Origin of the sequence: Catenulispora sp. GAS73, from assembly GCF_041262085.1 — a bacterium.
In the GTDB taxonomy this organism is placed as follows: Bacteria; Actinomycetota; Actinomycetes; order Streptomycetales; family Catenulisporaceae; genus Catenulispora.
The window spans coordinates 368,721-393,776 of the sequence record NZ_JBGCCM010000007.1 but is presented as its reverse complement, the minus strand read 5'-3'; the positions used below and the strand labels follow the sequence as shown (position 1 = coordinate 393,776).

The following is a 25,056-nucleotide window of genomic DNA, read 5'->3' as shown; positions in this document are numbered from 1 at the left end:
CTCCGGCTCTGCGGCCGGCGGAGAACCGTTCCGGCCGCAGAGCCCGAGCCGAGCCCGAACCCGTGTCAGCGTCCGAAGTAGTCCGTCTCGTGCAGCGGCCCCTGAGCGAGGAACGCCTCGACGGCGCGGCGGTGATCCTCGGTCCGGGCCACCTCCCCGCTGATCCGCGGCAGCACGGCGTCGGCCGCCGCGACCCCGCCGTCCCGCACCGCGGCCAGCACCTGCTTGGTCGCGGCGTGCGCCCGGGTGGGGCCGTGCGCGAGCCGCATCGCGAAGGCGCGCGCCTGCTCGGCGAACGACGCCGCATCGAACAGTGAGTCGACCACTCCCCAGTCGGCGAGCGTGCTCGCGCGGTAGAAGTCACCGGTCATCACCAGCTGGGCGGCGCGGTTGAGCCCGGCGCGCGCGGCCAGTCGCTGGACGCCGCCCATGGACGGGATGAACGCGACGCGGCGCTCGACGAGGCCGAACCGGGCGGTCTTCGCGGCGAGGAGGAAATCACAGGCCAGGGCGATCTCGAAGGCGGCGGTGAGGGTCAGTCCGTGCGCGGCGAAGACCGTCGGACACGGCAGTGCCTCCAGCGCCCTGATGGTGCCCAGCTGCTCGGCCCAGAACTCTTCCGCGCCGTGCTGCGCCAGCTCGTCGAGGATCGTGACGTCGAGTCCGGTGCTGACCACCCGGCCGCGGGCGTTGATCAGCAACGCCCGCGGCGGGTTCCTCGTGACCCAGTCGGTCGCGCGGCGCCAGCAGTCGAGCATGGTGCGGTCGAAGACGTTCTCCGGGGGCCGGTCGATGGTCAGCACGGCGAGCGGGCCGTCGAAGGACAGGCGCAGGGGGGAGGCGTCCCCCAACGGCGGATCGTCCGGACCGGTGGGGTCGTCGACGGCCGCTGTCACGGCCGGACCGCACGGAAGACGCTGATCGCGTTGTTCCCGCCGAAGCCGAAGGCGTTGTTCTGGACGTGGCGGACGTCGGCGGTGCGGACGGCCCCGGTGACCAGGTCCAGGCCGAACTCGACCTGGTCGGCGTGGGTCGCGGTCGGCGGGATCATGCCGTGGCGGACAGTGAGGCAGGAGGCGACCGCCCCGGCCGCGCCGGCCGCGCCCATGAGGTGTCCGACCGTGCCCTTGATCGCGGTGACCGCGGCCCGGGGGTAGCGGGAGGCGAGGAGCTTTCCTTCCACCTCGTCGTTGACGGCGCTGCCGGTTCCGTGCGCGTAGACGACGTCGACGTCCTCGTGGCGGATCCCGGCCCGGGCCAGGGCGGCGTCGTGGCAGGCCGCCACGCGCTCGGGGTTGAGCGCGGTGGGGTGACTCGCGTCGTTGCCGACGGCGACGGACAGGAGTTCCGCCCACGGCGTCAGTCCTTCACGCAGCGACCGCTCGCTCTGCAGTACCAGGATTCCCGCGCCCTCGGACGGGGTCACGTATCGGCGCCCGGAGGCGAACGGGCGGCACGGATCGGGACCGATGGCCTGGAGGCTGTTGAACCCGATGATGTTCTTCATCGAGTAGGCGTCCGCGCCGCCGACCACGGCGACGTCGCAGACGCCGGCCCGGATCATGTCCACCCCGCAGGACAGGGCGACGTTGGCCGAGGCGCAGGTGTTCTGCACGACGAACGCCGGGCCCGAGGTCCGCACGGCGAGGGCGACGGCTTCGGCGATCGAGTAGCTGGAGATCCTCGCGTCCTGCGAGTCCCCGTCCTCGGCGACGACGGCCTCGAACTGGTCGGCCTGGCCGTCGCTGGTTCCGACGCACACCATGGCCGAGCTCAGCAGCGGGTCACCGGGGGCCAGCCCCGCGTCGGCGAGCGCGTCCAGCGCGCAGGTGACGGCGTAGGCGGCGGCGGGGCCCGCGAAGTGGACGCCGGCCTGCCGGGCCCGGGTCTGGGCCGCCTCGGCCGCCGCGGCCGGGACCCGGCCGCCGAGTGCGCCGGGCTTCATGCCGTCGTAGAGCGTGCTGAGCTCCGTGAAGCACGGTTCGGCGGCGCAGAGCGTGCGCCAGAACGCCTCGACGCCCAGACCGCTCGGCGCGATGACGCCCATCCCGGTGACGAAGATGCGTGAAGTGGAAGGGCTCACCGTTCGCTCCGTCCGGGATCGGCAGTGTGGTCGGTCATGCGGGTCACGCGCACTGCCGCACGTTGGGTCGGCGACTTCCGGCACTCCAGGACCGCCGTCTCGCCGACGGGAAGCTGCTGGAGCTGCCGCAGGAACCGGCCCAGGGCGAACGCCCCGTTGCGCTCGGCCGGCTCCGCGCCGTCCGCCGCACCCGCGCCGTGGACACGATGATCTGGCGAGTCCGCCGGCGTGGCGGGGCTGAAATCGAAGACGGCTGAGAACTCCTCGCCCGCGGCGAGCACGGCGTGCGCGATGCCGGACCGACACGCCAGATCGGACCGGTGCCGCAGCGCGTCCGCGCGCGCTTCCTCGGAGTACATGTCTCCGACGAGGAGCCGGCACGTGGAGTCCGGCGACCGGTCCAAGGTCGCGTGCGCCTGCCAGAACGCGAGGACCGGGGTCAGGAGGTTCCCGCCGAGGGTGAGGTTGGCACCGGTGGCGCCGGTGGCCATGGCGACGGAGGCGGCCGCCGCGCCGGAGATCGCCTGCGGGAAGGCCTGGGGTGACAGACGCCGGCCCAGAAGCGGCGCGTCGCGTTGCAGCCGGGCGAGGGCTTCGGCGTTGCCGTATTCGGTGCCGACGATCACCGTGTCGCACGAGCGCTCGGCGTGTGCGTCGGAACTGCGGGCCGCGTAGAGGCACAGGCGGGTGAACGAGTCACGGAACCGATCGCCCGCGCTGCCGATCACGCTTTCGAGGTCCTCGTCCGGCGGCAGCGACCGCTCGCCGTCCCGGTGGTCCGCGGCGTAGATCCGCACCTGGTCCAGGCGGAAGCTGATGGTCACGGCGCGGCCTGGCAGCTCGTCCCGCTCCGATCGGCGGGTCTGGCTGAATGCGTGGCTATTTGCACGGCAGCTGGCCTTCCTTTATGCGGAGCCGGGATGTCCCAAACTAGGGAGGGCGTCGATCAAGAGTCAATGCCCGGTGAACCCGCCGATGCCGGACCGAATCCTTGCTCCTTGATCGGCCACGCGATTAGCCTTCACGAGGCAATTGACTGACAGGTCCTACGGCGGTGTCGTAGCAGTTTTACGAGGGGTGGCCACGTGAACCAGAAGTTCGAGGGGATTATCAGGTCGATCGGCGAGATTCCGGAATCCACCGTCCTCGACGAGACGCAGAGATTCGAAGCGGACCTCGACGTCGATTCACTCGCGCTGATGGACATCATCGTCAATGTCGAGGCCGAGTTCGGGATCGAGATCGAGGCCGTCCACCGGTTCGCCACTCTCGGCGAGCTGTGGCAGCAGGTCGAGCTCCTGTCGGCCGGGGCCGGGATCTGACAGCGCGTCCGCCGGCCCGGTGCGAGCCGACAGCCCGTCCCCGGCCGGGTCTGTTCTCGCCGGCGAGAGGCACGAGCGGTGCTCTGGCGTCGTCGCGGACCGGCACTCGGCCGGCCCGCGACGACGCCGTCACTACGCGACCGCCTCGCCGCCGCACAGGTCGTTCAGCTTCTTGAGATAGGTCAGGCCGGACAGGACCGCGTCCGTGGACAGGCCGAAGTCGATGAGGCAGGCGATCTCGTCCACTCCGAGCTCGGCGAGGCGCGCGACCACCTTCTCGCCCTTGCCGACCGAGCCGAGCAGGCCCACATTGTCGAAGTAGTGCTCGAAGGAGCGCTCGACCAGCATGTCGATCTCGTCCGGTTCCAGGCTGTCGGTGCTGAGGTCCGCCGCCAGAATGAGGCCGAGGGAGCTGCGCATGTAGTCCGTCAGCGAGGGTCGGACCAGCTCTCGGACGGCCTCGGTGTCCTCACCGAGGAACGTGTGGACCATCACCACGACATGGCCCGGCCAGCCGTCCGGAGCGGGCTCGGCCGCGGCCTCCCGGTACGCGGCTATCTTCTCGGCCAGCTGATCGGCGCTCTGCCCGAGCAGGTGGGTGAGGACCCCGGCGCCGATCCGGCCCGCGCTCCGGAAGGTCTCCACGTCCCCGACGCTGCTGATCCACACCGGGAGCTCGGCCTGCACCGGCGGCGGGAACGAGCGCACCTCCGTCGGATTCCCCCGGCCGTCGGCGACCTCGACGGGCTTCCCGCGCCATAGCGTCCGCACCTGCTCGACCCGCTCGTACATCTCGGTCCGGCGGTCGGCGTAGGCCGCCGGATTCAGCGCGAAGTCGGTGGCGTGCCAGCCGGAGGCGAACGAGATCCCGACGCGGCCCCGGGAGATGTTGTCCACCACCGACCATTCCTCGGCGATCCGCAGCGGGTGGTGCAGCGGCGCCACGACGCTTCCGGCCCTGATCTTGACGCGGTCGGTGATCGAGGCGATCGCCGCACTGGTCACCGAGGGGTTCGGATACGTCCCGCCGAAGGGGTGGAAATGCCGCTCCGGGGTCCACACCGCACGGAAGCCGTTCTGGTCGGCGAAGCGGGCGCCGTCGAGCAGCAGGCGGTACCGGTCCTCCTCGGCGATGCCGCTGTCATTCGCGAAGTAGAAAAGGCTGAGGTCCATCTGTGCTTCTCCCTGGCTTTTCACGGCGACCCGTGCGAGAGTGCGGCGATCCCGGTTCCGAGAGCCGGTGGCGGGTTTTGAACAATATGCGCGACCCTAAACGCATTCGACGTCGGGCTTCAATCGAACAGTGGCGCTCCCGGGATCCCCGGCGCTATCGGGTGCGGAATCCTGTCTCGCCGGCGAGACAGGGGCCGTTGTCACCAGTCCGCGGGACATTCTGGCGCCGCGCCCCGCGGGCCTCCGGCGGCGGTCTGGTGCAGAACCCGGGTTGAGTTGGAAGCTGGCTGATGCGGCACGCTCACTCGCCGACACAGAACTCAATGGGGGTACACATTGGAATCCCGCAGCGGCCGGATGTCGTTCCTACGAGCCGGCGCCGTACCGCAACCACTGATTCACCGCTGGTACGCCTCACCCTTCCTGCTGGCCCCCCACACCGGCGGCCTCTCCTTCAGGAACCAGCTGCTGCCGAGCTTGGAAAGCTACCTCGCTGATCCCGAACTGCATGCCCGGGCCGTGGCCGATCCCGACATGTACGGTGCCCCCTACATCGACGCGGGCCCGGCCGGCCCGCCGGGAGTCGAGGCGCTGCTGGCCGACACACTTGTCGGGGCCCGACCGCGACTGGACCTGGCCGACGCCATCGACCAGGCGCTCGTACTGCTGGATGAGCGCGCGACAGGCAGCTCATTGGACTCGCTCTACGCGGACGTCCCCGAGCCACTGCGCGGATACGTCGAGCTGGTCTACGACACAGCGCACCGACCCCATCTGCGGTTCTTCGAGGCACTGCTGTACCGGGGGCCGGCATTCGAACCCGACGCGCAGGCCGTGTCGTTCACCGCGACCCCGGAGATCGGACAGCCGTTCCTCTACAGCAGCCCGATCCTGCCCCGCCCCGGGCGCCTCGACATCAGCCTGCCGTTCGCGTCCGAGCACTGGGACGCCCTGTTCGCCGCTCGAACGGAGCCGGTCGACGTGTCGGAGCTCGCCGCCCGGTTCGAGCTCGGCCCGGAAGCGCTGCCGCTGTTCACCAGCCTCTTCACGGACGTCGCCCCGGCACCTCATGACACCGTCGAGCCGGGATCCGTCCGGACCCGCTACTTCGGCCATGCCTCGGTCCTGGTCGAGACCAGCTCAAGCGCAGTACTGCTGGACCCGCTCATCGGCTACGAAGGTGACGGCGGTCCGGACCACTTCACCATCGCCGACCTCCCCGCGAAGCTCGACGCGGTGATCATCAGCCACGCCCACCCCGACCACTTCTCCCTGGAAGCCCTGCTCCAGCTGCGTGGCCGGACGACGAACATCATCGTGCCCCGCAGCTCCGGCGGATCGATTCAGGACCCGAGCTTGAAGATGATGCTGCAGGCGCTCGGCTTCCCCAGGGTGTACGAGCTCGGCGAGCTGGAGTCGCTACCGGCCGGCCCGGACATGGAAGTGGTCGCGCTCCCGTTCGTCGGGGAACACGCCGACCTGGACATCCGGACGAAGATGGTCCCGATGGTCCGGGCCCTGGGCCGCACCTTCCTGTTCGCGACCGACGTGGCTCTGCCGGAGCCCGCGTTCTACGACAGGTTGGCGGAGGTCGTCGGCGAGGTGGACGCGCTGTTCATCGGCCTGGAATGCGTCGGCGCCCCGCTGAGCTGGCTGTACGGCTCCATCCTGAGGAGCCTGCCGACGCATCAGCAGAACCAGAGCCGGCGCATGATCGGTTCCGACGCCTCGATGGCCGACGCCCTCGCCGTGCAGACGCGAGCGCGCCGCGTCTTCGTCTACGCGATGGGCCTCGAAAGTTGGCTCAAGAACCGCACGGGCGGCGAGTTCGACCCCGAATCGGAACAGGTCCGGGAGAGCGGCCTGCTCTCGAAGATCTGCGAAGAGCGGGGCATCAGCTCGGAACTGCTGTATCAGAAGGCTGAGTTCCAGTGGCCGGCCACGGAGGGTCGGTCGCGGTAGGCCGCCATACCTCTGCCTCTGCTGCCTCTGCCTCCGCTACAGCAGCGGAGGCAGAGGCAGCAGAGGCGGTGCTCATCGATCTCCTGCGCGGGACTCGTCGGCCGGTGGTCAGGCCAACGCCGCGGCCGGGTCGGCCTCGGGCCCGACCTCCGCCGCCGAGTCGTCCGGCCGGCCCGTCTCGATCAGGTCCAGGTCCAGGTCTCGCGTCTTCCGCAAGGGCGAGAAGAACACCCAGAATCCCGCGCACCAGCAGCCGATCACCGCGACCCACAGCGTCTCGCGAACCCCGATCGCCGTGCCCAGCACACCGCCGACGACCGTGCCGACCGGCATCCAGCCCCAGGTGATGAAGCGCACGCTGGCGTTCACCCGGCCCTGTAGTTCCGGCGGCGTGACCGACTGGCGATGGGTGACCTGCGCGACGCTGAAGACGACGCCCCTGAGCAGGAAGAAGAAGGTGCCGGCCACGAACAGCGCCACGCCCCACCCCGGCGTCGCCATCGGCAGCAGGAAGGTCGGGATGCTGAAGACCAGCGCCGAGACCCAGATGATCCGCGCGCTGCCGATCCGCTTCGACAGGCGCTCGGCCACCAGCCCGCCGAGCATGCCGCCGACCGCCGATACCGAGAAGGCGAGGCCGACGCCCGCCGGCGTGACCTTCAGGACCCGGACCAGGAAGACGATCTCCACCGCGCCGATGATCGAGCCGAAGAAGTTGAACATGCTCATGCAGCACGCCACGTTGCGCAGGATCGGGTGCTTGACGACGAACCCGAACCCGTCGGCGATCTGCCGCCTCATGTTCTGGGCCTCGCCGCGCGGCTCCGGCGCCGGCTCGGGCTTCCGGATCAGCAGCAGCGACACGGCGGACACCGCGTACGAAGCCGCGTCCAAGCCGATCGCCCGCGCCGCACCGAGCAGTCCGACCAGCGCGCCGCCGACCGACGGCCCGGCGAACTCCGCGAACGACGCCGTCGTCCCCAGCTTCCCGTTGGCGTCCATCAGCTCATCGCCGGCCAGCAGCACCGGGAGGTAGCTCACGTAGGCGATCTCGAAGAAGACCGCCAGCACCCCGCTGAGCAGCGAGACGATCAGCAGCTGCGCGAAGGTCAGGTGCAGGCCCGGCAGCGTGGCCAGGGGGATCGAGGCGAGCAGCAGGAAGCGGCCGACATCGCACCACATCATCAGCTTGCGCTTGGCGAGGCGGTCGACGATGACTCCGGCCGGCAGCGAGATCAGCAGGTACGGCAGCACGCTGAGACCGGACAGGATCGCGACTTCCATCGTCGAGGACTTGAGCAGGACGACGGCGGCGAGCGGGATCGCCAGGAAGGAGACCGCCGAACCGAGCCCGCTCGTGGTCTGCCCGCCCCACAAGAACATGAAATCTCGGTTGTGCCACAGGGACTTCTTCGGGACCGCATCCCCGGCTATGTCGATCACGTGCCCACACTGCCAAAGGGCTGACCCGGTGTCCAACACCTGTGGGAAAGGCAGCCGGACGCCGAACCCCATGGTACCGCGTGCGGTCGATCAGAAGATTCTTCAGGAGAGCCTCGAACGCCGGAATGCATTGCGAAGCCGACCGGCCGCGGACCAGACAACCGGGGCCGGCCGATGCCGATGGTCGCCTTCGGCGCCTGTCTCGCTGGCGAGACAACGATCCCGTCCGTGGCCGGCGATTACATTCACAGTCGTCTGGTCAGCCGTCCCTACGCGGACGGCAACAGCCCTGGCATCATGGTGTCCACGGCCGCCCCCTGTAGTCGATTCGTTGCAGCAATACGCCGAATCAAAAGGGACGGCCGCGCCGTTTGTCAGGGAATCGAGAAGCACGAGCACGAGCGCTGTATCGCGGAGCGGCAGGCTCTCCGCGACTGACGGTCCCGAGAACCGTCACCCACGTGCCACGGAGCCGAAACGGTGACGGGCTCCGCGTGATCCGATCGAAACAGCAACGGATGAGGGAACAGCATTGATGCCAGCCAGCGAAGATGTCGAGGTCTTCCCGGTCTCCCCAGGGCAGAAGCGAATACTCGTCCTCGACAGTGTGGACCCTGACGACACCGCCTATCATCTCGCCCAGGCGTTCCTGATCCACGGTGTTCTCGACACATCGGCGTTCCGTGCTGCATTTCGCGAAGTGGTCCAACGCCACAAGTCGCTGCGCACCGTTTTCCAGATATCCGACCGCGAATACCGGCAGATCGTGCGTTCTACGGCCGAGGCGGAAGTCGAGATCGTGCCGGTGGCCGACCGCGGCGGCGTGGCGGAAATCCTTCGCGAGCGGGCGGAACGGCCCTTCGACGCCGCCCGCGGCCCCCTCGTCCGATGCGTCATCGCCGAATTGCCCGGCGGCGAATGGGGTCTGCTGGTGTGCGCGCACCGACTGGTCGCGGACGACGCGTCCCTCGGGGTTCTCGTGGCGGACCTGGCCGCGAGCTACCGCCGGTCACAGACTTCCGGGCAACCTCCACTCGCCCCGGTCTCGTCGCACTATCCCGAATACGCGCTCCGCCAGAGCGACCAGCTGCAATCCGGTGGCCTGCGGGAGCACGAGGAGTTCTGGACCAAGACCCTGTCGGACGCACCCCGGCTCCTGGGGCTGCCGACGGACTTCGCCAGACCGCAGCTGCGGACGGCGAACTGCGCCTCGGAGTCGGTCCGGATCCCGGCCCGCGTGGTCGACGCTCTGGTGGCGAAGAGCCGTGATTGCGGCACGACCCTGGAGGTGGCGCTGCTCAGCGCCTACCAGGTCTTCCTGTCGCGGCTGTCCGGGCAGTCCGACATCGTGGTCGGCGTCGAGGACCAGCGCGGGCGGACGCATGACACGCAGGACGCGATCGGACCGTTCGCGGACGTCCTAGCCATCCGGGCCGACCTGTCCGGCAACCCCGCGTTCCGTGAGGCGCTGCGCCGGGTGGGCCAGGCCGTTGCCGACGCCCGCACGCACGGAGACATCCCGTTCGGCGCGGTGCTCCCCGCTCTCGCCCTGGACCGCGAGCTGAGCTACGACCCGGTCTTCCAGACGGTCTACCGCTTCGAGGCGGATCCCGCCGCCGACCGCGTCCCGGACCTTCCCGGAGCGAAGGTGGAACCGCTGTCCCTGGAGCTGAACACCGCCCGGACCGACCTCGAACTGCGGGCGGCGGTGGTCGCCGGCGGCGATCTGGCCATCCGTCTGGAATACCGCTCCGACCTCTTCCGGGCCGCGACCGTCATCCGGTGGGCGGGCAACTTCGCGGTCCTGGTGGAAGGGCTCGCAGAGGACTTCGACGCTCCGGTCAACCGCATCGCCCTCGTCGCCGGTGCGGAGCGGACCGAGTTGCTGAGGCACTGGAACGCGACCGCCGTGGACGTGCCGGACCAACTCGTCCACGAGGCGGTCGCCGAGCGGGCCCGGCTCCATCCGGACCGGTCCGCGGTGGGCTGCGGCGACAGCGAGCTGTCCTACGGCGAACTGGATCGGCGATCCGATCGCCTGGGCTGGTACCTGCGCGACCGCGGGGTCGGCCCCGGCACGGTGGTCGGCCTGTGCCTGACCCGATCGCTGGACATGGCCGTCGCCGTCCTTGGAGTCCTCAAAGCCGGCGGCGCCTACGTACCACTGGATCCGGCGTACCCGGCCCAGCGGCTGGAGTTCATGCTGGAGGACTCCCGGGCCCGGACGGTCATCACCCAGGACTCGATCGCCGAGCGGCTGCGGCCGACCGGCGTACCGCTGGTGGTCGTGGACGGCGCGGACGCGGAAGGCATCGAGCGGGCCGGGGGAGACCTGCCCTGCACCGGCTCCGGTGTCACGGCAGCGGACACCGCCTACATCATCTACACCTCCGGATCGACGGGGCGTCCCAAGGGAGTGGTCATCGACCACCGGGCCCTGACGAACCTCGCCCTGGCCCAACGCCACGACTTCGGGATCGTCCCCGACGACCGGCTCCTGCAGTTCGCCTCCTTCAGCTTCGACGTCTCGGTCTCCGACATGTTCTTCGTCTGGACCGCGGGGGCCTTCTTGCAGATCGCCAAGGAGGACGAGCGGCTGGGATCGACCCTGCAGGACCGCTTGCGCGAGTCCCGGATCACCTCGGTGACGCTGCCGCCGGCCGCTGTCGCCACCCTGACCTGGTCTCCCGGAACGCTGCCGGACCTGCACACCCTCGTCGTCGGCGGCGAGGCCTTCACCGCGGAGCTCGTCGAGCCATGGGCCCGGGACCGGCGGGTCGTCGACGCCTACGGCCCGACCGAGAGCACCGTGTGGACGACGCTGGCCGCCCTGAGCCCCGGCGCCCCGCCGGTCATCGGGCGCCCGCTGGCCAATCTCCAGGTCTACGTCCTGGACGACTGGCTGGAGCCCGTGCCGGTCGGCGTTTCCGGAACGTTGTACGTCGGGGGGACGGGTGTCGCCGTCGGGTACGCGCGACGTCCCCAGCTGACCGCCGAACGGTTCGTGGCCGATCCGTTCGGCCCGCCGGGCAGCCGCATGTACGGCACCGGTGACATCGTCCGGTGGCGGTCGGACGGCATGCTTGAGTTCGCCGGCCGCGCCGACGACCAGGTGAAGGTGCGGGGATATCGCATCGAGCTGGGGGAGATAGCCGAGGCGCTGCGCTCCCATCCCTTGGTGGACCAGGCCGTCGTGCTGGCCCGCCGCGACGACCCGGGCGCGGGTGCGGGAGCGCGCCTCGTGGCGTATGTGCGGGCGGACCTCGCCGGACAGCCGGTCGACGGCATGCTCCGCGAATGGCTGGCCGAGCGCCTGCCGACCTACATGGTGCCGGAGGTCTTCCTCCAGGTGGACGAGTTCCCGACGACCCGAGCCGGCAAGGTCGACCGCTCGCTGCTGCCCGTGCCCCCGGCCACCCGTCCCGAACTCGGCCAGGTCTACGTGGCCGCCCGCGACCCGCTCGAAGCGCGGATCGCGGACGTCTGGGCTGGGGCCCTGCTCGTGGACCGCGTCGGTGTGCACGACGACTTCTTCGGGCTCGGCGGCAACTCGCTCCGGCTGCTCGCCGTCCGGTCCCAGCTTCGGGAGGGCGAGCCACGGATCGACGTCCGCCTGGCCGACCTCTTCCGGTTTCCGACGGTCGCGTCGCTGGCCGACTTCCTGGAGCGGTCAGACCGTGCCGGCCGCCGGCCGGCCGCGGTCGACGGCGGTGCACCGCAGTCCGGAACCGAAAGGAAGGACCTCTTATGAGCGACACCCAAGGCGGCGCCGTCCGGCGTGACCCCGTCTCGCCGGACCTCGACGTCTACCAGCGGCTCCGTGCCGCGTTGCCGCCCGGAGACCTGGACGCGGCCGCCGGCTCGGCGGTCCGGCTGCGCGCGCATCTGGCGGAGTCCGGGAGCGTCGACGGGCGAGTGGTGATGGTGGCCTACGGCGGCGGCAAGGACAGCAGCTACGCCCTGGCCTTCGTGCGGTGCATGCAGCTCGTGTGGCGACAGGTCTTCGGGGACACGTTCCAGCTGCGCGTCATGACCAATCGGCACGCCGGGATGCCGCAGGCGGTCATGGAGAACATCGAACGCGTCTATCAGGCGCTCGAACTGCACGACGACCCCGACTGCGAGCTGCTGTGCGTGGACGGCGACACGGTCGCACCGTTCCGGGTGGACCTGCCGCTCCCCGGCAAGGTCGTCGAGAAGAACCGGACAGACATCCTGATGACCGGGCACCGCTCCGCCGGAGACGGCCGTCCCACCTTCTGCAACGCCTGCAACCTGAGCATGGTCAGAGCGTTCGCCGTGGCCGGCGCCCACGGCGACGGGGTCGACGTCATCGTGACCGGCGACTCCCCCGAGGAGCAGCGTGCCTACCTGGCGTGGATGAACAAGCTGGCCCGGGCGTTCAGCCTGAACCCGCGGAAGTCGGAGCAGGGCGGGTTCAACCGGGTACTCGAACTCTTCGACGGCCTGTCGCGGCAGTACTTCACCGACATCCACGGTCCGGCGGGGCTCGGTGAGACGCTCCACACCGTGCCGCAGAACGTCAAACGCGGCCTCACCTTCTTCTCGATCTACGACGAGGCCGACTACGCCAGCGGCAGTCACTGGGACTTCCTGACCGGCTATCTGGGCTTCGTCTTCGACGACATCGCGTTCAGCTTCAGCGAGTCCGACTGCGGGAACCCGGGTCTGATGGCGCACCTGCGCGGCCTGAAGAGCGAGCACCGGTACCGCAGGTCCTACGCCGAGGGACTCGCCGAGTACGTGGACTTCGCCGTCGGGATCATGCGGAAGAAGGACTTCCCGGAGCACCTCGTCGAGATGATGTACCGGCGGTACGAGGGCCAGGACGGTGTCCGGCACATGCGGGACCTGATGAAAGGCTATGCCGAGCAGGCTTACGGAGTCACCGAGGAGCAGTTGGTCTGCATGGTCTACGCGCCGTTCGTCGACGAAGGCGCGGCGCTGCGCGACTACCTGGCCGCCGAGCAGCCGGACCTGCTGGACAGCCTGGCGCAGATCCACGGCCTCCTGGACGGCGGCGTCGACGGCACCGGTGGCGCTCACGAGCACTCGCACCTCGGGGCCAGGATGGAGAAGATGAGCGGGCTGACATTGGGCCAGCTCGCGACTCTCTATCGCAAAAGCCTGATGGGTTCGGAGCCCGCCGGCGAGGGCGACACGATCCTGGGCGAGGTGCGCGCCGGCGATCCGCACAAGAGCGTCATCAGCACCAGCCAGAGCCCGGACGGTGCCACCGTGCTGGAACTCATTTCGGGCCGCTGACCAGCGAAGAGTACGAGGAGACAGGGAACATGGCGACTGACGGGGAACTCCGCGGATCGACGCTCCTGCTGTGCCTGCCCCATGCCGGCGCGGGTCCCGAGGTCTTCCGCTCCTGGCACCAGTTCGACGTCGAGGGTGTGCGGGTGCATCCGGTCGAGCTTCCGGGACACGGCCGGCGGATCGGCGAGGCCGCGTACACCGATGTCCTCAAGGCGGTGGACGCCGTCATGGGCGACCTGCGGCCGCTGCTCGCCGGCGGGCAGCGGATCGCGTTGTTCGGCCACTGCCTCGGCGCCCTCCAGTGCTTCGAACTGGCCCGGCGCCTGCGCGACACGGACGGCGTCACGGTCGCCCGCCTGTTCGTCAGCGGCAGCCCGGGCCCGTACTCCACGCGCGACCAACGCGCGACGGACGTCGAGGACGACGACGGCTTCCTGGCCGAGCTGCGCCGGATCGCCGGCTACCACGATCCGGCGATGGACGACACCGAGCTGCGGGAGCTGAAGCTACCGATGCTCCGCGCGGACGTTCGCATGCACGAGGACTACCGGCCGTCGGCGAGCGCACCGCTCGACGTGCCGATCACCGCGATCCGCGGCAGCCAGGACGATGTCGTGTCGGCGGAGGAGATCGCGCAGTGGCGGGACCTGACGACGGCGGAGTTCACCGCGGTCGAGCTGCCCGGTGGCCACATGTACTTCATGCAGCAGGCGGCGGCGCTGCTCGGCATGGTGCGGTCCGTCGCGGGCTGATTCCAGCTGATGAAGGCAGCCGGTCTGACGTCTGACCGCGTCACAGGCGACCGCGATGCTCAAGGCTGTGATGTCTGACTCGGTTTCGAAGAGCCCGCGTAGTCGGAGAGCGGCGCGGCGGCCATCGCCTTCTCGGCGAGGTCGAACGCGATGGCCGCGTGGCGCAGGTCGTCCCGTTCGGTCTGGCCGTCCGAGTCGAGGATGACCGTGGTCACGCCGATGGCGAAGTATTCGGACAGGGCCTGACCGACGTCGGCGTACGTGCCGACCAGATAGGGCGAGAAGGTTCGATACGACTTGAACGGATAGAGCCAGTACGGGCTCTGCTGGGCGGGCGGGAGCGCGGCATCGCGTGACAGCTTCTGGTGCCAGTGGGATTCGGTGTTCTCGGCGGAGTATTCGTGGAGTTCCTCGCCGAGTTCGTCCGGCGGGAACCGACGGTGCGCCACGGACCAGGCCTCTTCGGCGGTTTCCCGGGCGATGATGCCGAATCCCACGCCGTTGCCGTCCAGCGGCGACGGCGTTCCGTAGGTGGCGATCTCGTGGGGGTAGGTCAGCCTGGTCGCGCCGATCGTCCGCTGGGTCTGGAGGCAGGCCTGCGAGGCGCCGGCGACGAAGAACTCCGGCATCAGTTCCGGGGGCAGGCGGGGGTTCAGGTTCGCCGCCTTCAGCGCGTAGAACTCGCCGGAATGGCTGACCGGGCGGTCGGCCGCGAGCAGGAGCCGCATGACCTCCCCGTATTCGGCCAGGCGGGCGAAGCGCTGATCGTGGTCCAGGGTGCCGCCGGCTTCGCGGAGGTGGCCGGCGAACCCGCCGCTGACCATGTTCAGGTCCACGCGCCGGCCGTAGAGGAAGCCGATCGTGTTGATCATCCGCACGGCGCTCAGCGGATGCATGTAGATCGGATTCACGGCCACCATCGGGACCAGCGTTTCGGTGTGCTCGATGATCAGCTGTGCCGCGGCCCACGGGTCGAGGGTGGTGTTGTCGGTGTGGGTGAGGATGCCGTGGAACCCGACTTCCTCGGCCCATCTGGCCACCCCGATCAGCCGCTCGCGGTAGGAGGCGGGGGTGTGGCCGTCCCTCGGAGGGCACGTGGCGTACACGCCTGTCATCGGTGGGATCCCTTTCACGCCCCTCGATGCGAGGCATCGAGGTTCTTCCACATGGCATCGTGCGAGCGGTGCCGGAGTCTGTCAGCGGGACGCGATGTAGTCGCCGACGGCCACCGCGTCGATCCGCGTCCCGGCGAACGTGGCCAGGGCGTCGGAGGGGGAGCAGACGATCGGCTCGCTGTCGTTGAAGGACGTGTTGAGCACCATCGGCACGCCGGTGATCGCCTCGAAGCAGGAGATCATCCGGTGGTACCGCGGGTTGTCCCGGACCGAGACCGTCTGCACCCGCGAGGTCCCGTCGGTGTGCACGACCGCGGGGATCCGCTCCGCGCGCTCCGGCCGGACCGGGCACGTGAACAGCATGAAGCGGTAGCTCTCGGACCACCGTCCCATCTCGAACCACTCCGCCGCGCGTTCGGCCAGGACGCTCGGCGCGAACGGCCTGAAGTCCTCGCGGTGCTTGACCTTGCGGTTCAACACGTCGCGCATGCCCGGGTCGCGCGGATCGGCCACGAGGGACCGGTTCCCCAGCGCTCTCGGGCCCAGCTCCATCCGGCCCTGGAACCAGCCCACGACCGCCCCGGCCGCCACGCGGCCGGCCACCTCCTCGGCGACGTCCGCCGAGCGCTCCGGCCGCAGGCCGGCGGCTGCGAACGCGGCCAGGATCTCCTCGTCACGGAACTCGGGCCCGGTGTACGGGGTGTCCGGCTCGGCGGGATCCGGGTGCTCCTGGTCGCCGGCCTCGAAGTACGTCCACAGCGCCGCTCCGATCGCCGTCCCGCCGTCATGCGGCGCCGACGGGATGTAGACGTCGGAGAACGGACCCTTCTCCTTCAGCAGCCAGTTCGTCGTGCAGTTCAACGCCACGCCGCCGGAGTAGCACAGCGTGGAAGCGGGGTGCAGGTCGTAGGCGTGCTCGGCGAGCGTCAGGATCACGCGGTTGTTCCAGTCCTGCAGGGCCGCGGCGACGTCCATGTGGCGCTGCTCGATGGGTGCGTCGCGCAGCCGCCGGGCTCCGAAGCGGGCTTCGAGGTCGTGGAAGTCGGGGAGGCGGAACTTGAACTCCTCCGACCGGACCGCGACCTTGCCGTCGGCCCCGGTGAGGTCGGCCATCGCCTCGGCGAAGCGGCCGCCGTCGCCGTAGGAGGCCAGTCCCATGACCTTGGACGCGTCATAGGGTGAGAAGCCGAGGAAGTCGCTGAGCTTCTCCCACACGAACCCGATGGAGTCGGGGTAGCGGAGCTCGCCGGTCTTGGCCATGGTGGTGCCGTGGCCGCCGCCGAACAACGCGGTGGCCGACTCCCCTATGCCGTCCACGACCATGACCGCGGCATGCCCGTCGCCCGCCGGGTAGAACGCCGACGCGGCGTGGGCGAGATGGTGCGGTACCCACCGGAACCGATCGGTGAGGTCGGTGTTCAGCAGCGTGCTCATCGCTTCCGGCACCCGGGCCAGGGACTGCAGGAACAGCGCTTCGCCTTCGGCGCTGCCCCAGTCCCCGGAAGTGCTCAGCGGGTCGACTTCGAACGTCGTCCGCCGCAGGTCGAGGTCGAAGGAGCAGGCGATCCGGTCGATCTGCCCGGGCGTCAGCCCGACGCTGTCGAGGCAGTACGCGATCGACTGCACCGGCAGCACGTCGGCCGTGTCCACTGAGGCGCGTTTGGCGTGCTTCACACGGTTGAAGCGCTCCTCCTCGGCGGCCGCGACGACACGTCCGTCGATGATCAGCGCCGCGGAGGACTCGTGGAAGACACAGTTGATGCCAAGGATGATCACATGCGGCTCCGAGGGTGTGGATATGCTGTGTGGAACTGGCGTACATCGCAATCCTCTGCGGCGTACTTCCCCGCGTCCACTTCCGGGTACGGAATTGTGAAGACACGGCGTGGAAGGGTTGTGATATGCAAAGATTCTGCGTCCTTGAATCTCACCTTCGATGCCGCGGGTACAGCGTCGGCGGCGCGCTTCGAGGCGAGCACGCCAATCCGCTGTGCCCTATTCTCGGGTGCCGCCGGAACCGGTCGTCCTCGGCGATCCCGAGGATAAATCGAACCGGGGCCCGGCCGACACGCCGGACCGCCATCGATTCTCGACGCTGTCGACTATCGCGGACCACTGCTCGCGGAGCGGATCGGGAATGACCGGCGGGAATGTTGTCTCGCCAGCGAGACAGGCGCAGGATGGACCGGCGCGCCGCGGTGGGCGGCCCCCGGCGTCGCTGCCGCGGTGCCGACCGCCGCTTCGACGCCGAGTATCAGTTGCCCATACAGGAGTGCCCCGGTGAACCCGTTCGAAGATGAAGAAGGCGTTTTCCTGGTCCTGGTCAACGACGAGAACCAGCACTCGCTGTGGCCTGTGTTCGCCACGGTGCCGGCCGGCTGGACGGTCGTGTACGGCGAGGAAACCCGAGAGAAGTGTCTGGCGTACGTCGCCGAGCATTGGACGGACATGCGGCCGGCCAGCCTGATCAGGGAGATGGCCGATGAGTCGCGGTAGAGAGGCGGCGGGCAGGTGACGGTCGACAACGGGTTCCGCAATCCGATGGACGAGTTGGTGGTCACCAACGTGCGTAAGCTCCTGGGGGACCAGGGCATCGGTATCGGCGACGACTTCCTGGCCGTGGGCGGCAACTCCATCGTCGCGGTACGCCTGGCCCAGGCGCTGCGCGAGGAGCTCGGCATAGCGCGGATCACCGGCGTCGTCCTGAAGAACCCAGTGCTCAGCGACCTCAGCGACGCGCTGAGCGGCCTGGTCGACGCCGCGTCCTGAACGCGGCAGGAGCCGCCGCGCCCGCCGGAGGCCGGCAGGCGCGGCGATCGGGACATCGCACAAAGAGCCGGCTTCGCCGTTCTCGCATGACCTGTTCCGCTCCTGTCTCGCCGGCAAGACAAAGAACCGACATCTGTCGTGGGGCGGAAGCGAACCGATGCCGCATGTACGGCTCGGTGATGATGTGCTTTGTCGACGGGTGTTCCGGCATCTCGCAAAATGCCCGCAACCCCTTCGACCTTATGGGGGATCTGCGCCGAATCCGTAGACTGAATCCCTCCAAGACATGACCGATCGGTTGGAGCTCCCATGCCCGGAATGCCTCACGAGAATTGGCGGGATGTGTCGGGTTCGGATGGTGGTCTCACCGGGCGTCAATCCCGAACGGTCGTCGCCTCTTCAGCGCAGCGGAGGATGTACTTCGCCTGGGCCCTGCGACCCGATGGCGCCTCCGACATCTGGCAGGCTGTGCTCGTCGTCGACGGGGAGCTCGCGACGGACCGCCTTGAGCGTGCGCTCAAGATGCTGCACCGTCGGCACGAGGCGTTCCGTACGACGTTCGTGACCCGTGACGGCGAAGTCCTGCAGGTGGTGCGGGACGCGGACGACGACGCCGACAGCGTCCTGATCGACGTCGTCGCGGCCGAGGGAGAGTCGCCGGCCGAACGCCGGGAGTGGGCGGACGCAGAGCTCCGGCGACGGTCCGCCGCCCCCTTCGACCTCGCGTCGGGGCCGTTGTGGCGGACGACCGCGATACGCCTGTCGTCCGACCGGCATCTGGTGATGTTCCTGGCCCACCACATCATGATGGACGAGATGTCCGCGCGGGTCTTCGCCGAGGAACTGCGCCTGGCCTACGCCGACCCCGACGCGGCCGTCCTCGCGGCGCCGGCCAAGCAGTACGCCGATTTCTGCCTGCTGCAGAACGGCGCCGAGGCGGACCGTGAGGGCCTGGACTACTGGCGCGGCCGGTTGACCGGTGTCGAGCCGAACCTGCCCGAGGACGGCGGCCACGACCCGGACGTCGCCGTCGGGTCCCTACTGCCGGTGCCGCTGCCGGAGCACGTGGCCGCGGATTTCGAGACGTTCTGCAAGGAGCGCTCGATCACGCCGTTCACCGGACTGCTGGCGGTGTACTTCATCCTGCTGCGGCGCTGGGCGGGGGCCGATGAGACGGTCGGCGCGCAGATGATCGACCGGCCGCACTCGGACTACTTCCGGACGATCGGGTTCTTCGCCAACACGGTGGTGCTGCGCTCGGAGGTGCGGCCGACCTCGACCTTCGCGCAGTTCCTCGACGAGGTAGGCGCGACGGTCCGGGACGCGCTCGACTACCAGGACGTGCCCTTCGAACTCGTGGTGGATGCCCTGGCGCCGGAGCGGGACGCGGACCGCAACCCGCTGTTCCAGGCGGCCATCGAGTACGACACGTTCGACCCGGCCGAGGTCTGGGCGCTGGACGGGCTGGAGGTGGCGGCCGCGCCGGAGCAGTCGGAGCTGTCGGCGATGCAGTTCGACCTGACGCTGCGGATCCGCCGGCTGGCCGGCCGGCTCACGATCGGCGTGGAGTACGACCGGCGGCGCTTCTCCGACGCGGTCATGCTGCGGTTCACGGAGGCGTACGGGACGCTGCTGGCGTCGCTCACCCGGATGCCTGAGGTCCCGCTCGGGAGCATCCCGGTCCTCGACGGGGCCGAACTGGCGCAGACCCTCGCACTCGGCGCCGGCGATCGGGCGCATGACGCCGCCGCCTTGGACTCGGAGTGCGCCTCGGCGTGGGAGCTCTTCGAGCGGATCGCCGCGTCTGTCCCCGAGCGGGAGGCGGTGGTCTCGGGCACCGAGCACCTCTCCTTCGCCGAGCTGGCAGACCGGGCCCGGACGATGGCCGCCGGCCTGCGCGCCCGCGGTGTGCGGACCGGCACGATGGTGGGGATCTGTCTGCCGAGGCGCTCGGACCTGATCGTCGCGATGCTCGCCACCTGGTGCGCCGGCGGAGCCTTCATGATGCTGGACCCCCAGCAGCCGGTCGCGCGCCGGCGACTCCTGCTGCGGGAGGGGAAGGTCGCCCTGGTCGTCGCGGACGAGTCCTTCGCCGAGGTGGCGACGGTCTCGGCCGCGGTACTCCTGGCCGGCGCGGCCGGGTCCGCACCGGGGGATCGCGCCGACGGCGGCTCCGTCCGCCGCCCGGCCAAGGCGCCCGCCTACGTGCTCTTCACATCGGGTTCGACCGGGCAGCCCAAGGGCGTGGTCATCGACCAGGCGGGCCTGGTCGCGCACGCCACCACTCAGCTGGCGCCGATGTACGCGCGGCTGCCCGAAGGCCGTCAGGTGAACGTCGGCGCGTTGAGCTCCATGACGTTCGACGTGTTCATCAACCAGTGTCTGAGCATGATCGCCTTCGGACACCGGCTGCTGCTGATCGACGACGAGGAGCGGATGGACCCGCTGCGGCTCATCGCCCGCGGCTCGGATCCCGGGACGGCGATCGACGTGCTGGACTGCAGTAGCAGCCAGATGGAGATCCTGATCGACGCCGGCGCCCTGACGGTGCCGTACCCGCCGGCCATCGTGATGATCGGCGCCGAGCGGGCCTCCGACCGGCTGTGGCGGCGCCTGCACGAGCAGCCCGGGCTGCTCGCGTTCAACATGTACGGCCTCACCGAGTGCACCGTCGACTCGGCCGTCGCGGAGATCGGCGACAACCCCCGGCAGGTGGCCGGGCGCGCGGTCGGTACGGCCCGGATCTACATCGTCGACGACCACCTCCAGCTGCTGCCGCCGGACTTCGTCGGCGAGGTCTGCGTCGGCGGGCTCGGTGTGGGTCAGGGCTATGTGGGGCAGCCCGCCTTCACCAGCGAGCGGTTCATCGCCGACCCGTTCCACAGCACCCCCGGACAGCGGATGTACCGCACCGGGGACAAGGGGCGCCTGCGCCCGGACGGTCAGCTGGAGATCCTGAGCCGTATCGACCACCAGGTCAAGGTTCGCGGCCTGCGCGTCGAGCCCGGTGAGGTGGAGGCCGCGCTGCTCGGGCACCCCGCGGTCGACCGCGCCGCCGTCGTCGCGACCGACGCCGGCACACGGATGGCGCAGCTCGTGGCCTTCGTCATCGCGGGGGGCGAGGGCGGCGACGGGCTGACGACGTCCGCCGTCCGGGAGTTCCTGCGCGGTCGGCTGCCCACCGCGATGCTGCCCGACCGGGTGGTGCTCCTCGACACGTTCCCGATCACGGCCAACGGCAAGCTGGACCGCAAGGCGCTGCTGGGCCTCAAGCCGTCGGGCGAGGAGTCGTCGGCTACCGAGTCATCGGGCATCGAGCCGCCGAACACCGGGTCGTCGAGCACTGGGTCTTCGAGCACCGGATCGTCGAGCACTGAGGCGTCGGCCGCCGGTCCCGCGGACCCCGCCGTGACGCCCGCCGAATCCCGGGAACAGCAGCTGTGCCAGATCGTGGCCGAGGTGCTCGGCCTCCCGGAGGTGGACGCCGAGGAGAGCTTCTTCGCCCTCGGCGGGAACTCGCTGCTCGCCATGCAGGTCACCAGCCGAGTCCGCACCGTCCTGGGCTGTGAGATGCGGCTCCGGCTGGTCTTCGACTCGCCGTCGATCCGGGACCTGGCGGCGCAGCTCGGCACCGCCGGGAGCGCGCCTCGGCCCGTGGTGCGAAGGAAAGAGAACGCGTGACGTGAGGGGATGATCCGGACGGGTGGTGCCGTCCGTCCGGAGCGGCTGCCGCGGGTCCGACCTGTTGAGGAACCCGACCGACCGTCTCGCGGCCCGCCTGAACCGGGTCGCCCGACATGGACCACGAGGAGAACACCGTGGAGACTCTGCTTCAGGAGATCGTCACCATCGTCGGCGGCTACTTCGACGTCCCGTCCGGCGGCCTGGACCCCGACGTCTCCTTCGCGGAGCTCGGCGCGGACTCGATGTCGCTGCTCGGCATGCTGCGGGTGGTGGAGGACCGGTTCGACTGCAAGGTCCCGCTCCGGCAGCTGTTCGGCGACATCCCGACGCCGTCCGGGCTGGCGGCCTACGTCGCCGCGAACGCGCCCGGCGGGAAGCTGCCGGGAGTGCGGCCGGTGCCGTCCGCACCGGCCGCGGCCCTCGCCGCGGTTCCCGTCGCGGCCCCCGCCGTGGTCGAGGCGTGGTCGGCCCCGGCGGCCGAAGCCGCCTCGCCGACCGCAGTCGGTCCGACGTCCGCGATGGTCTCGTCGCCGACCGTCAGCTCGCCGGCTCCCGGCGCCTCGACGGCGGTCGAACGCGTGATCCAGGAGCAACTCCTCATCATGCGGCGCCAGCTCGACCTGCTGGCCGAGGGCGCCGCGCCCGCGGCGACCGCCTCAGCCGGCGTCCCGGCACCGGTGTCGCAGCCCGCCGTCCGGCCGACCCCGGTCCGGTCGGCTGTTCCCCTCGCCCCCGGCGCCCGCGGCGGGTCCGGAGGGGTCGAGTCGGCGCAGCGGGCCGCCTATCTCAAGGATCTGGCCGAGCGGTTCGGCGCCCGGACCAAGGGCTCGAAGGACGTCGCCCAGCGGTTCCGGCAGCTCGTGGCCGACAGCCGCTCCTCCATCGGCTTCCGACCCTCCACCAAGGAGATGCTGTACCCGATCGCCGCCGAGCGCGGGCAGGGTGCGCGGCTGTGGGACGTCGACGGCAACGAGTACGTCGACCTCACCCTGGGCTGGGGCGTCCACCTGCTCGGACACAATCCGCCGGTCGTGATGGCGGCCCTGCGCGAGCGGATGGAGACCGGCTTCGTTCTGGCCGCGCGCACCGAGCTGGTCGAGGAAGTCGCCGCCGGCCTGCTCGAACTCACCGGCATGGAGCGCGTCGCGTTCCTCAACTCCGGCACCGAGGCGGTCATGACGGCGCTTCGCATGGCCCGGGTCTGGACCGGCCGCGACGGCGTCGTGGTCTTCTCCACGGCGTACCACGGCCACGCCGACAGTGTGCTCGCCGCCCCGCACCACGACAACGGCGTGCTGCGCACCCGGCCGATCACGGCGGGCATCCCGTCGGGCTCGGTGGAGAACGTGCACGTGCTCGAATTCGGCACGGACGAGGCCCTGGACTACATCGACCGGCACGGACCGCGGCTCGCCGCCGTCATGACCGAGCCGGTGACCCTGCGCACGCCCGGCGTACAGAACCCCGAATTCCTGCGCCGCGTCAGGGAGATCACGCAGCGGCACGGCACGAAGCTCATCTTCGACGAGATGGTCACCGGGTTCCGCTGCCACCCGGCCGGCGTCCAGGGGCTTTACGGCATCGAGGCCGACCTCGCCACCTACGGCAAGATCATCGGCGGTGGCATGCCGATCGGCGTGATCGCCGGGCGCGGCGGGATCATGGACACCGTCGACGGCGGCGTCTGGAACTTCGGCGACGACTCCCGCCCGACGACGGAGTCCACCTTCTTCGCCGGCACCTTCAACCAGCATCCACTCACCATGGCGGCGGCCAAGGCGGTCCTGGACCACCTGCGCGCGCAGGGACCCGGCCTGCAGCGGGACCTCGACCGCAAGACCGAGGTGTTCGTCGACCAGCTGAACGCCGACTTCCGCGAGCTCGACGTGCCGATCGACGTCCGCCGGTTCTCCTCGCTCTTCCGGTTCGAGCACGAGCAGAACATGGACCCGCTCTACTTCAACCTGCTCGACCGCGGCGTGTTCGTCTGGGAGCTGCGCAACTTCTTCCTGTCCACCGCGCACGAGCAGGCCGACCTCGACCACGTCCGGGCCGCGGTGCGCGACTCCGTCGCCGAACTACGGGAGCACGGTGTGCTCGGCGCCGAACCGACCGGTCGGACCGGTCGGACTGGTCGGACCGGTCGGACCGGGACCACGCCAGGTCCGGCACCCCTGCGTGCCACCCTCGCCCAGCGCCAGCAGGCGGCGCTCGACGAGGGCGGCGTCCCCGCGTACGAGATGTCTGTCGGGTTCTGGCTCGAAGGCTCGCTGAACCGTGACGCGCTGCGCGGCGCCGTGCGGGGCCTTGTCACGCGCCACGAGTCCCTGCGGACCACCCTCGATGTGGCAGGCGGGACCCTCATCGTCCAGCCCGCGACGGAAGCGGTTCTGGCCGAGGTGCTCACCGAGTGCGGCTGCCCGACGGAGGCGGAGCTCGGGCTCTTCCTGCAGTCCTGGGCCGGGGGACGGCTCGACCTCGCCGGCGGTCCGGTGTTCGGCGTCGCGGTGGCGCAGGTCGAGCCCGAGCGCCACCTGCTGGTCATGTCGGCGCACCACGCGGCGGTGGACGGCTGGTCGTTCAGCGTCCTGGTGGGCGACTTCGTCGAGCTCTACAACGCCGGCTGTCGGAGTGCCGTCCCCGAGCTGCCGCCGGCGGTGCAGTTCCGGGACTACGTCACTTGGCACGAGCGGGTCGCGGGCGGCGCCGCGGCCGCTGAACACCGGGAGTACTGGCACTCCCTGCTCAAGGGCGCGCCGGCGCTGGAACTGCCGATGTCGGAGGAGCCCGAGACCTTCCCGTACCGAGCGGTGCGGCACAGCGTCCAGCTCGACGCCGAGTTCTGCGACCGGATCCGCGACGCCGCCCGCGAACAGGGCGCCACGGTGTTCGCCTACCTGGTCGCGGCGTGGGGGGCCGTGCTGCACCGCGTGACGGGGCAGGGCGACCTCGTCGTCCCGGTCCTGTCCGCCCGCCGTCCGCAGGAACTGGACCCGGTGGTCGGATTCTGCTCGAACCTGTTGCCGCTGCGGCTGCGGTTGTCGGCGGACGTCCTGGCCTCGGACTACGTGGCCGAGGTCCTGGAGCATCTCGTGATCGGACTGGAGACCCAGGACCACCCGTTCGCGGAGCTGGTCACCGAGCTGGGCCCGCCCGGAGCGGGTCTGCGCGGCGGCCTGTCGACGACCTCCATCTCGTTCTACCGCCAGGTGGAGGTGCCCCTGATGGACGGACTCACGGTGTCGAAGGCCGACCCGTCGCCGATCAGCCACACCGGCCACCCGCTGGCGCTGAACATCGTGGCCGGTGCGGACGGATTCCGCTGTGACTTCGAGTTCGCGGCCGACGCCGTCGCCCCCGGTCTCGTCGAGCGCGTCCCGCGCTACTTCCGGAACCTGCTCGCAGCCCTGGTCTCCGACGGCGAGCGGCCGCTGGCCGAGCTGGACCACGACGACGCGTGAGCACTA

The 25,056-nt window shown here is 70.1% G+C and carries 16 protein-coding genes; 9 read left to right on the top strand and 7 right to left on the bottom strand.

Going from position 1 to position 25,056, the window contains the following annotated elements:
• Positions 1–65: 65 nt before the first annotated feature.
• Genes ABH935_RS13555 through ABH935_RS13545 form a run of 3 tightly spaced genes read right to left on the bottom strand, consistent with a single transcriptional unit; the run spans position 66 to position 2,907 of the window.
• Positions 66–896 carry an enoyl-CoA hydratase/isomerase family protein gene (locus ABH935_RS13555; RefSeq protein WP_370378213.1) on the bottom strand — a complete coding sequence of 277 codons (831 nt, stop codon included), beginning with the start codon at positions 894–896 and terminating at the stop codon, positions 66–68.
• Complete coding sequence (locus ABH935_RS13550) at positions 893–2,083, bottom strand: beta-ketoacyl synthase N-terminal-like domain-containing protein (RefSeq protein ID WP_370378212.1); 1,191 nt, start codon at positions 2,081–2,083, stop codon at positions 893–895. Before ABH935_RS13550 ends, ABH935_RS13555 begins: the two co-directional genes overlap by 4 nt.
• The gene (locus ABH935_RS13545; RefSeq protein ID WP_370378211.1) at positions 2,080–2,907 is read right to left on the bottom strand and encodes a hypothetical protein; all 828 of its coding nucleotides are present in this window, start codon (positions 2,905–2,907) and stop codon (positions 2,080–2,082) included. The genes ABH935_RS13550 and ABH935_RS13545 overlap by 4 nt, the downstream gene beginning before the upstream one ends.
• Positions 2,908–3,168: 261 nt before the next feature.
• Here ABH935_RS13545 and ABH935_RS13540 point away from each other — a divergent pair, with 261 nt between their 5' ends.
• Positions 3,169–3,405 (top strand): acyl carrier protein, encoded by a 237-nt coding sequence (locus ABH935_RS13540; RefSeq protein ID WP_370378210.1) that lies wholly within the window; start codon positions 3,169–3,171, stop codon positions 3,403–3,405.
• 132 nt (positions 3,406–3,537) lie between these two features.
• Here ABH935_RS13540 and ABH935_RS13535 read toward each other — a convergent pair whose 3' ends face one another.
• Complete coding sequence (locus ABH935_RS13535; RefSeq protein WP_370378209.1) at positions 3,538–4,578, bottom strand: MupA/Atu3671 family FMN-dependent luciferase-like monooxygenase; 1,041 nt, start codon at positions 4,576–4,578, stop codon at positions 3,538–3,540.
• A gap of 336 nt (positions 4,579–4,914) precedes the next feature.
• Here ABH935_RS13535 and ABH935_RS13530 point away from each other — a divergent pair, with 336 nt between their 5' ends.
• The gene (locus ABH935_RS13530; protein WP_370378208.1) at positions 4,915–6,540 is read left to right on the top strand and encodes an MBL fold metallo-hydrolase; all 1,626 of its coding nucleotides are present in this window, start codon (positions 4,915–4,917) and stop codon (positions 6,538–6,540) included.
• A 108-nt stretch (positions 6,541–6,648) separates the two neighbouring features.
• Here ABH935_RS13530 and ABH935_RS13525 read toward each other — a convergent pair whose 3' ends face one another.
• A complete protein-coding gene (locus tag ABH935_RS13525) occupies positions 6,649–7,983 on the bottom strand; it encodes an MFS transporter (RefSeq protein WP_370378207.1) in 1,335 nt (444 codons plus the stop codon).
• A gap of 535 nt (positions 7,984–8,518) precedes the next feature.
• Between ABH935_RS13525 and ABH935_RS13520 the strand changes: the two genes are divergently transcribed.
• From ABH935_RS13520 to ABH935_RS13510, 3 genes are read left to right on the top strand one after another with little or no spacing between them, the layout of a single operon-like run.
• Entirely contained in the window at positions 8,519–11,734 is a 3,216-nt protein-coding gene (locus ABH935_RS13520; protein ID WP_370378206.1) for an amino acid adenylation domain-containing protein, read from the top strand.
• Positions 11,731–13,269 carry a PqqD family protein gene (locus tag ABH935_RS13515; RefSeq protein ID WP_370378205.1) on the top strand — a complete coding sequence of 513 codons (1,539 nt, stop codon included), beginning with the start codon at positions 11,731–11,733 and terminating at the stop codon, positions 13,267–13,269. The genes ABH935_RS13520 and ABH935_RS13515 overlap by 4 nt, the downstream gene beginning before the upstream one ends.
• A gap of 29 nt (positions 13,270–13,298) precedes the next feature.
• Positions 13,299–14,021, top strand: a complete 723-nt coding sequence (locus tag ABH935_RS13510; protein WP_370378204.1) for a thioesterase II family protein — start codon at positions 13,299–13,301, stop codon at positions 14,019–14,021.
• A 59-nt stretch (positions 14,022–14,080) separates the two neighbouring features.
• On the opposite strand, the gene ABH935_RS13505 is transcribed toward ABH935_RS13510, so the two are convergent.
• Positions 14,081–15,136, bottom strand: a complete 1,056-nt coding sequence (locus ABH935_RS13505) for an LLM class flavin-dependent oxidoreductase (RefSeq protein ID WP_370378203.1) — start codon at positions 15,134–15,136, stop codon at positions 14,081–14,083.
• Positions 15,137–15,217: 81 nt separating this feature from the next.
• The gene (locus ABH935_RS13500; protein WP_370378202.1) at positions 15,218–16,912 is read right to left on the bottom strand and encodes a carbamoyltransferase; all 1,695 of its coding nucleotides are present in this window, start codon (positions 16,910–16,912) and stop codon (positions 15,218–15,220) included.
• A 504-nt stretch (positions 16,913–17,416) separates the two neighbouring features.
• Between ABH935_RS13500 and ABH935_RS13495 the strand changes: the two genes are divergently transcribed.
• The 4 genes from ABH935_RS13495 (at position 17,417) to ABH935_RS13480 (ending at position 25,050) form a co-directional block, all read left to right on the top strand.
• The gene (locus ABH935_RS13495; RefSeq protein ID WP_370378201.1) at positions 17,417–17,632 is read left to right on the top strand and encodes an MbtH family protein; all 216 of its coding nucleotides are present in this window, start codon (positions 17,417–17,419) and stop codon (positions 17,630–17,632) included.
• A gap of 15 nt (positions 17,633–17,647) precedes the next feature.
• Positions 17,648–17,905, top strand: coding sequence for a phosphopantetheine-binding protein (locus ABH935_RS13490; RefSeq protein WP_370378200.1), 258 nt, complete (start codon positions 17,648–17,650; stop codon positions 17,903–17,905).
• A 273-nt stretch (positions 17,906–18,178) separates the two neighbouring features.
• Positions 18,179–21,586: an amino acid adenylation domain-containing protein gene (locus ABH935_RS13485; protein ID WP_370378225.1), complete on the top strand. Its 3,408-nt coding sequence runs from the start codon at positions 18,179–18,181 to the stop codon at positions 21,584–21,586.
• A gap of 137 nt (positions 21,587–21,723) precedes the next feature.
• Entirely contained in the window at positions 21,724–25,050 is a 3,327-nt protein-coding gene (locus ABH935_RS13480; RefSeq protein ID WP_370378199.1) for an aminotransferase class III-fold pyridoxal phosphate-dependent enzyme, read from the top strand.
• Positions 25,051–25,056: the final 6 nt, after the last annotated feature.

Excerpts from the sequence above, each read along its gene's own strand:
- ABH935_RS13535 (WP_370378209.1), bottom strand. The coding sequence starts at position 4,578 with ATGGACCTCAGCCTTTTCTACTTCGCGAATGACAGCGGCATCGCCGAG.
- ABH935_RS13520 (WP_370378206.1), top strand. The coding sequence starts at position 8,519 with ATGCCAGCCAGCGAAGATGTCGAGGTCTTCCCGGTCTCCCCAGGGCAG.
- ABH935_RS13515 (WP_370378205.1), top strand. The coding sequence starts at position 11,731 with ATGAGCGACACCCAAGGCGGCGCCGTCCGGCGTGACCCCGTCTCGCCG.
- ABH935_RS13510 (WP_370378204.1), top strand. The coding sequence starts at position 13,299 with ATGGCGACTGACGGGGAACTCCGCGGATCGACGCTCCTGCTGTGCCTG.
- ABH935_RS13505 (WP_370378203.1), bottom strand. The coding sequence starts at position 15,136 with ATGACAGGCGTGTACGCCACGTGCCCTCCGAGGGACGGCCACACCCCC.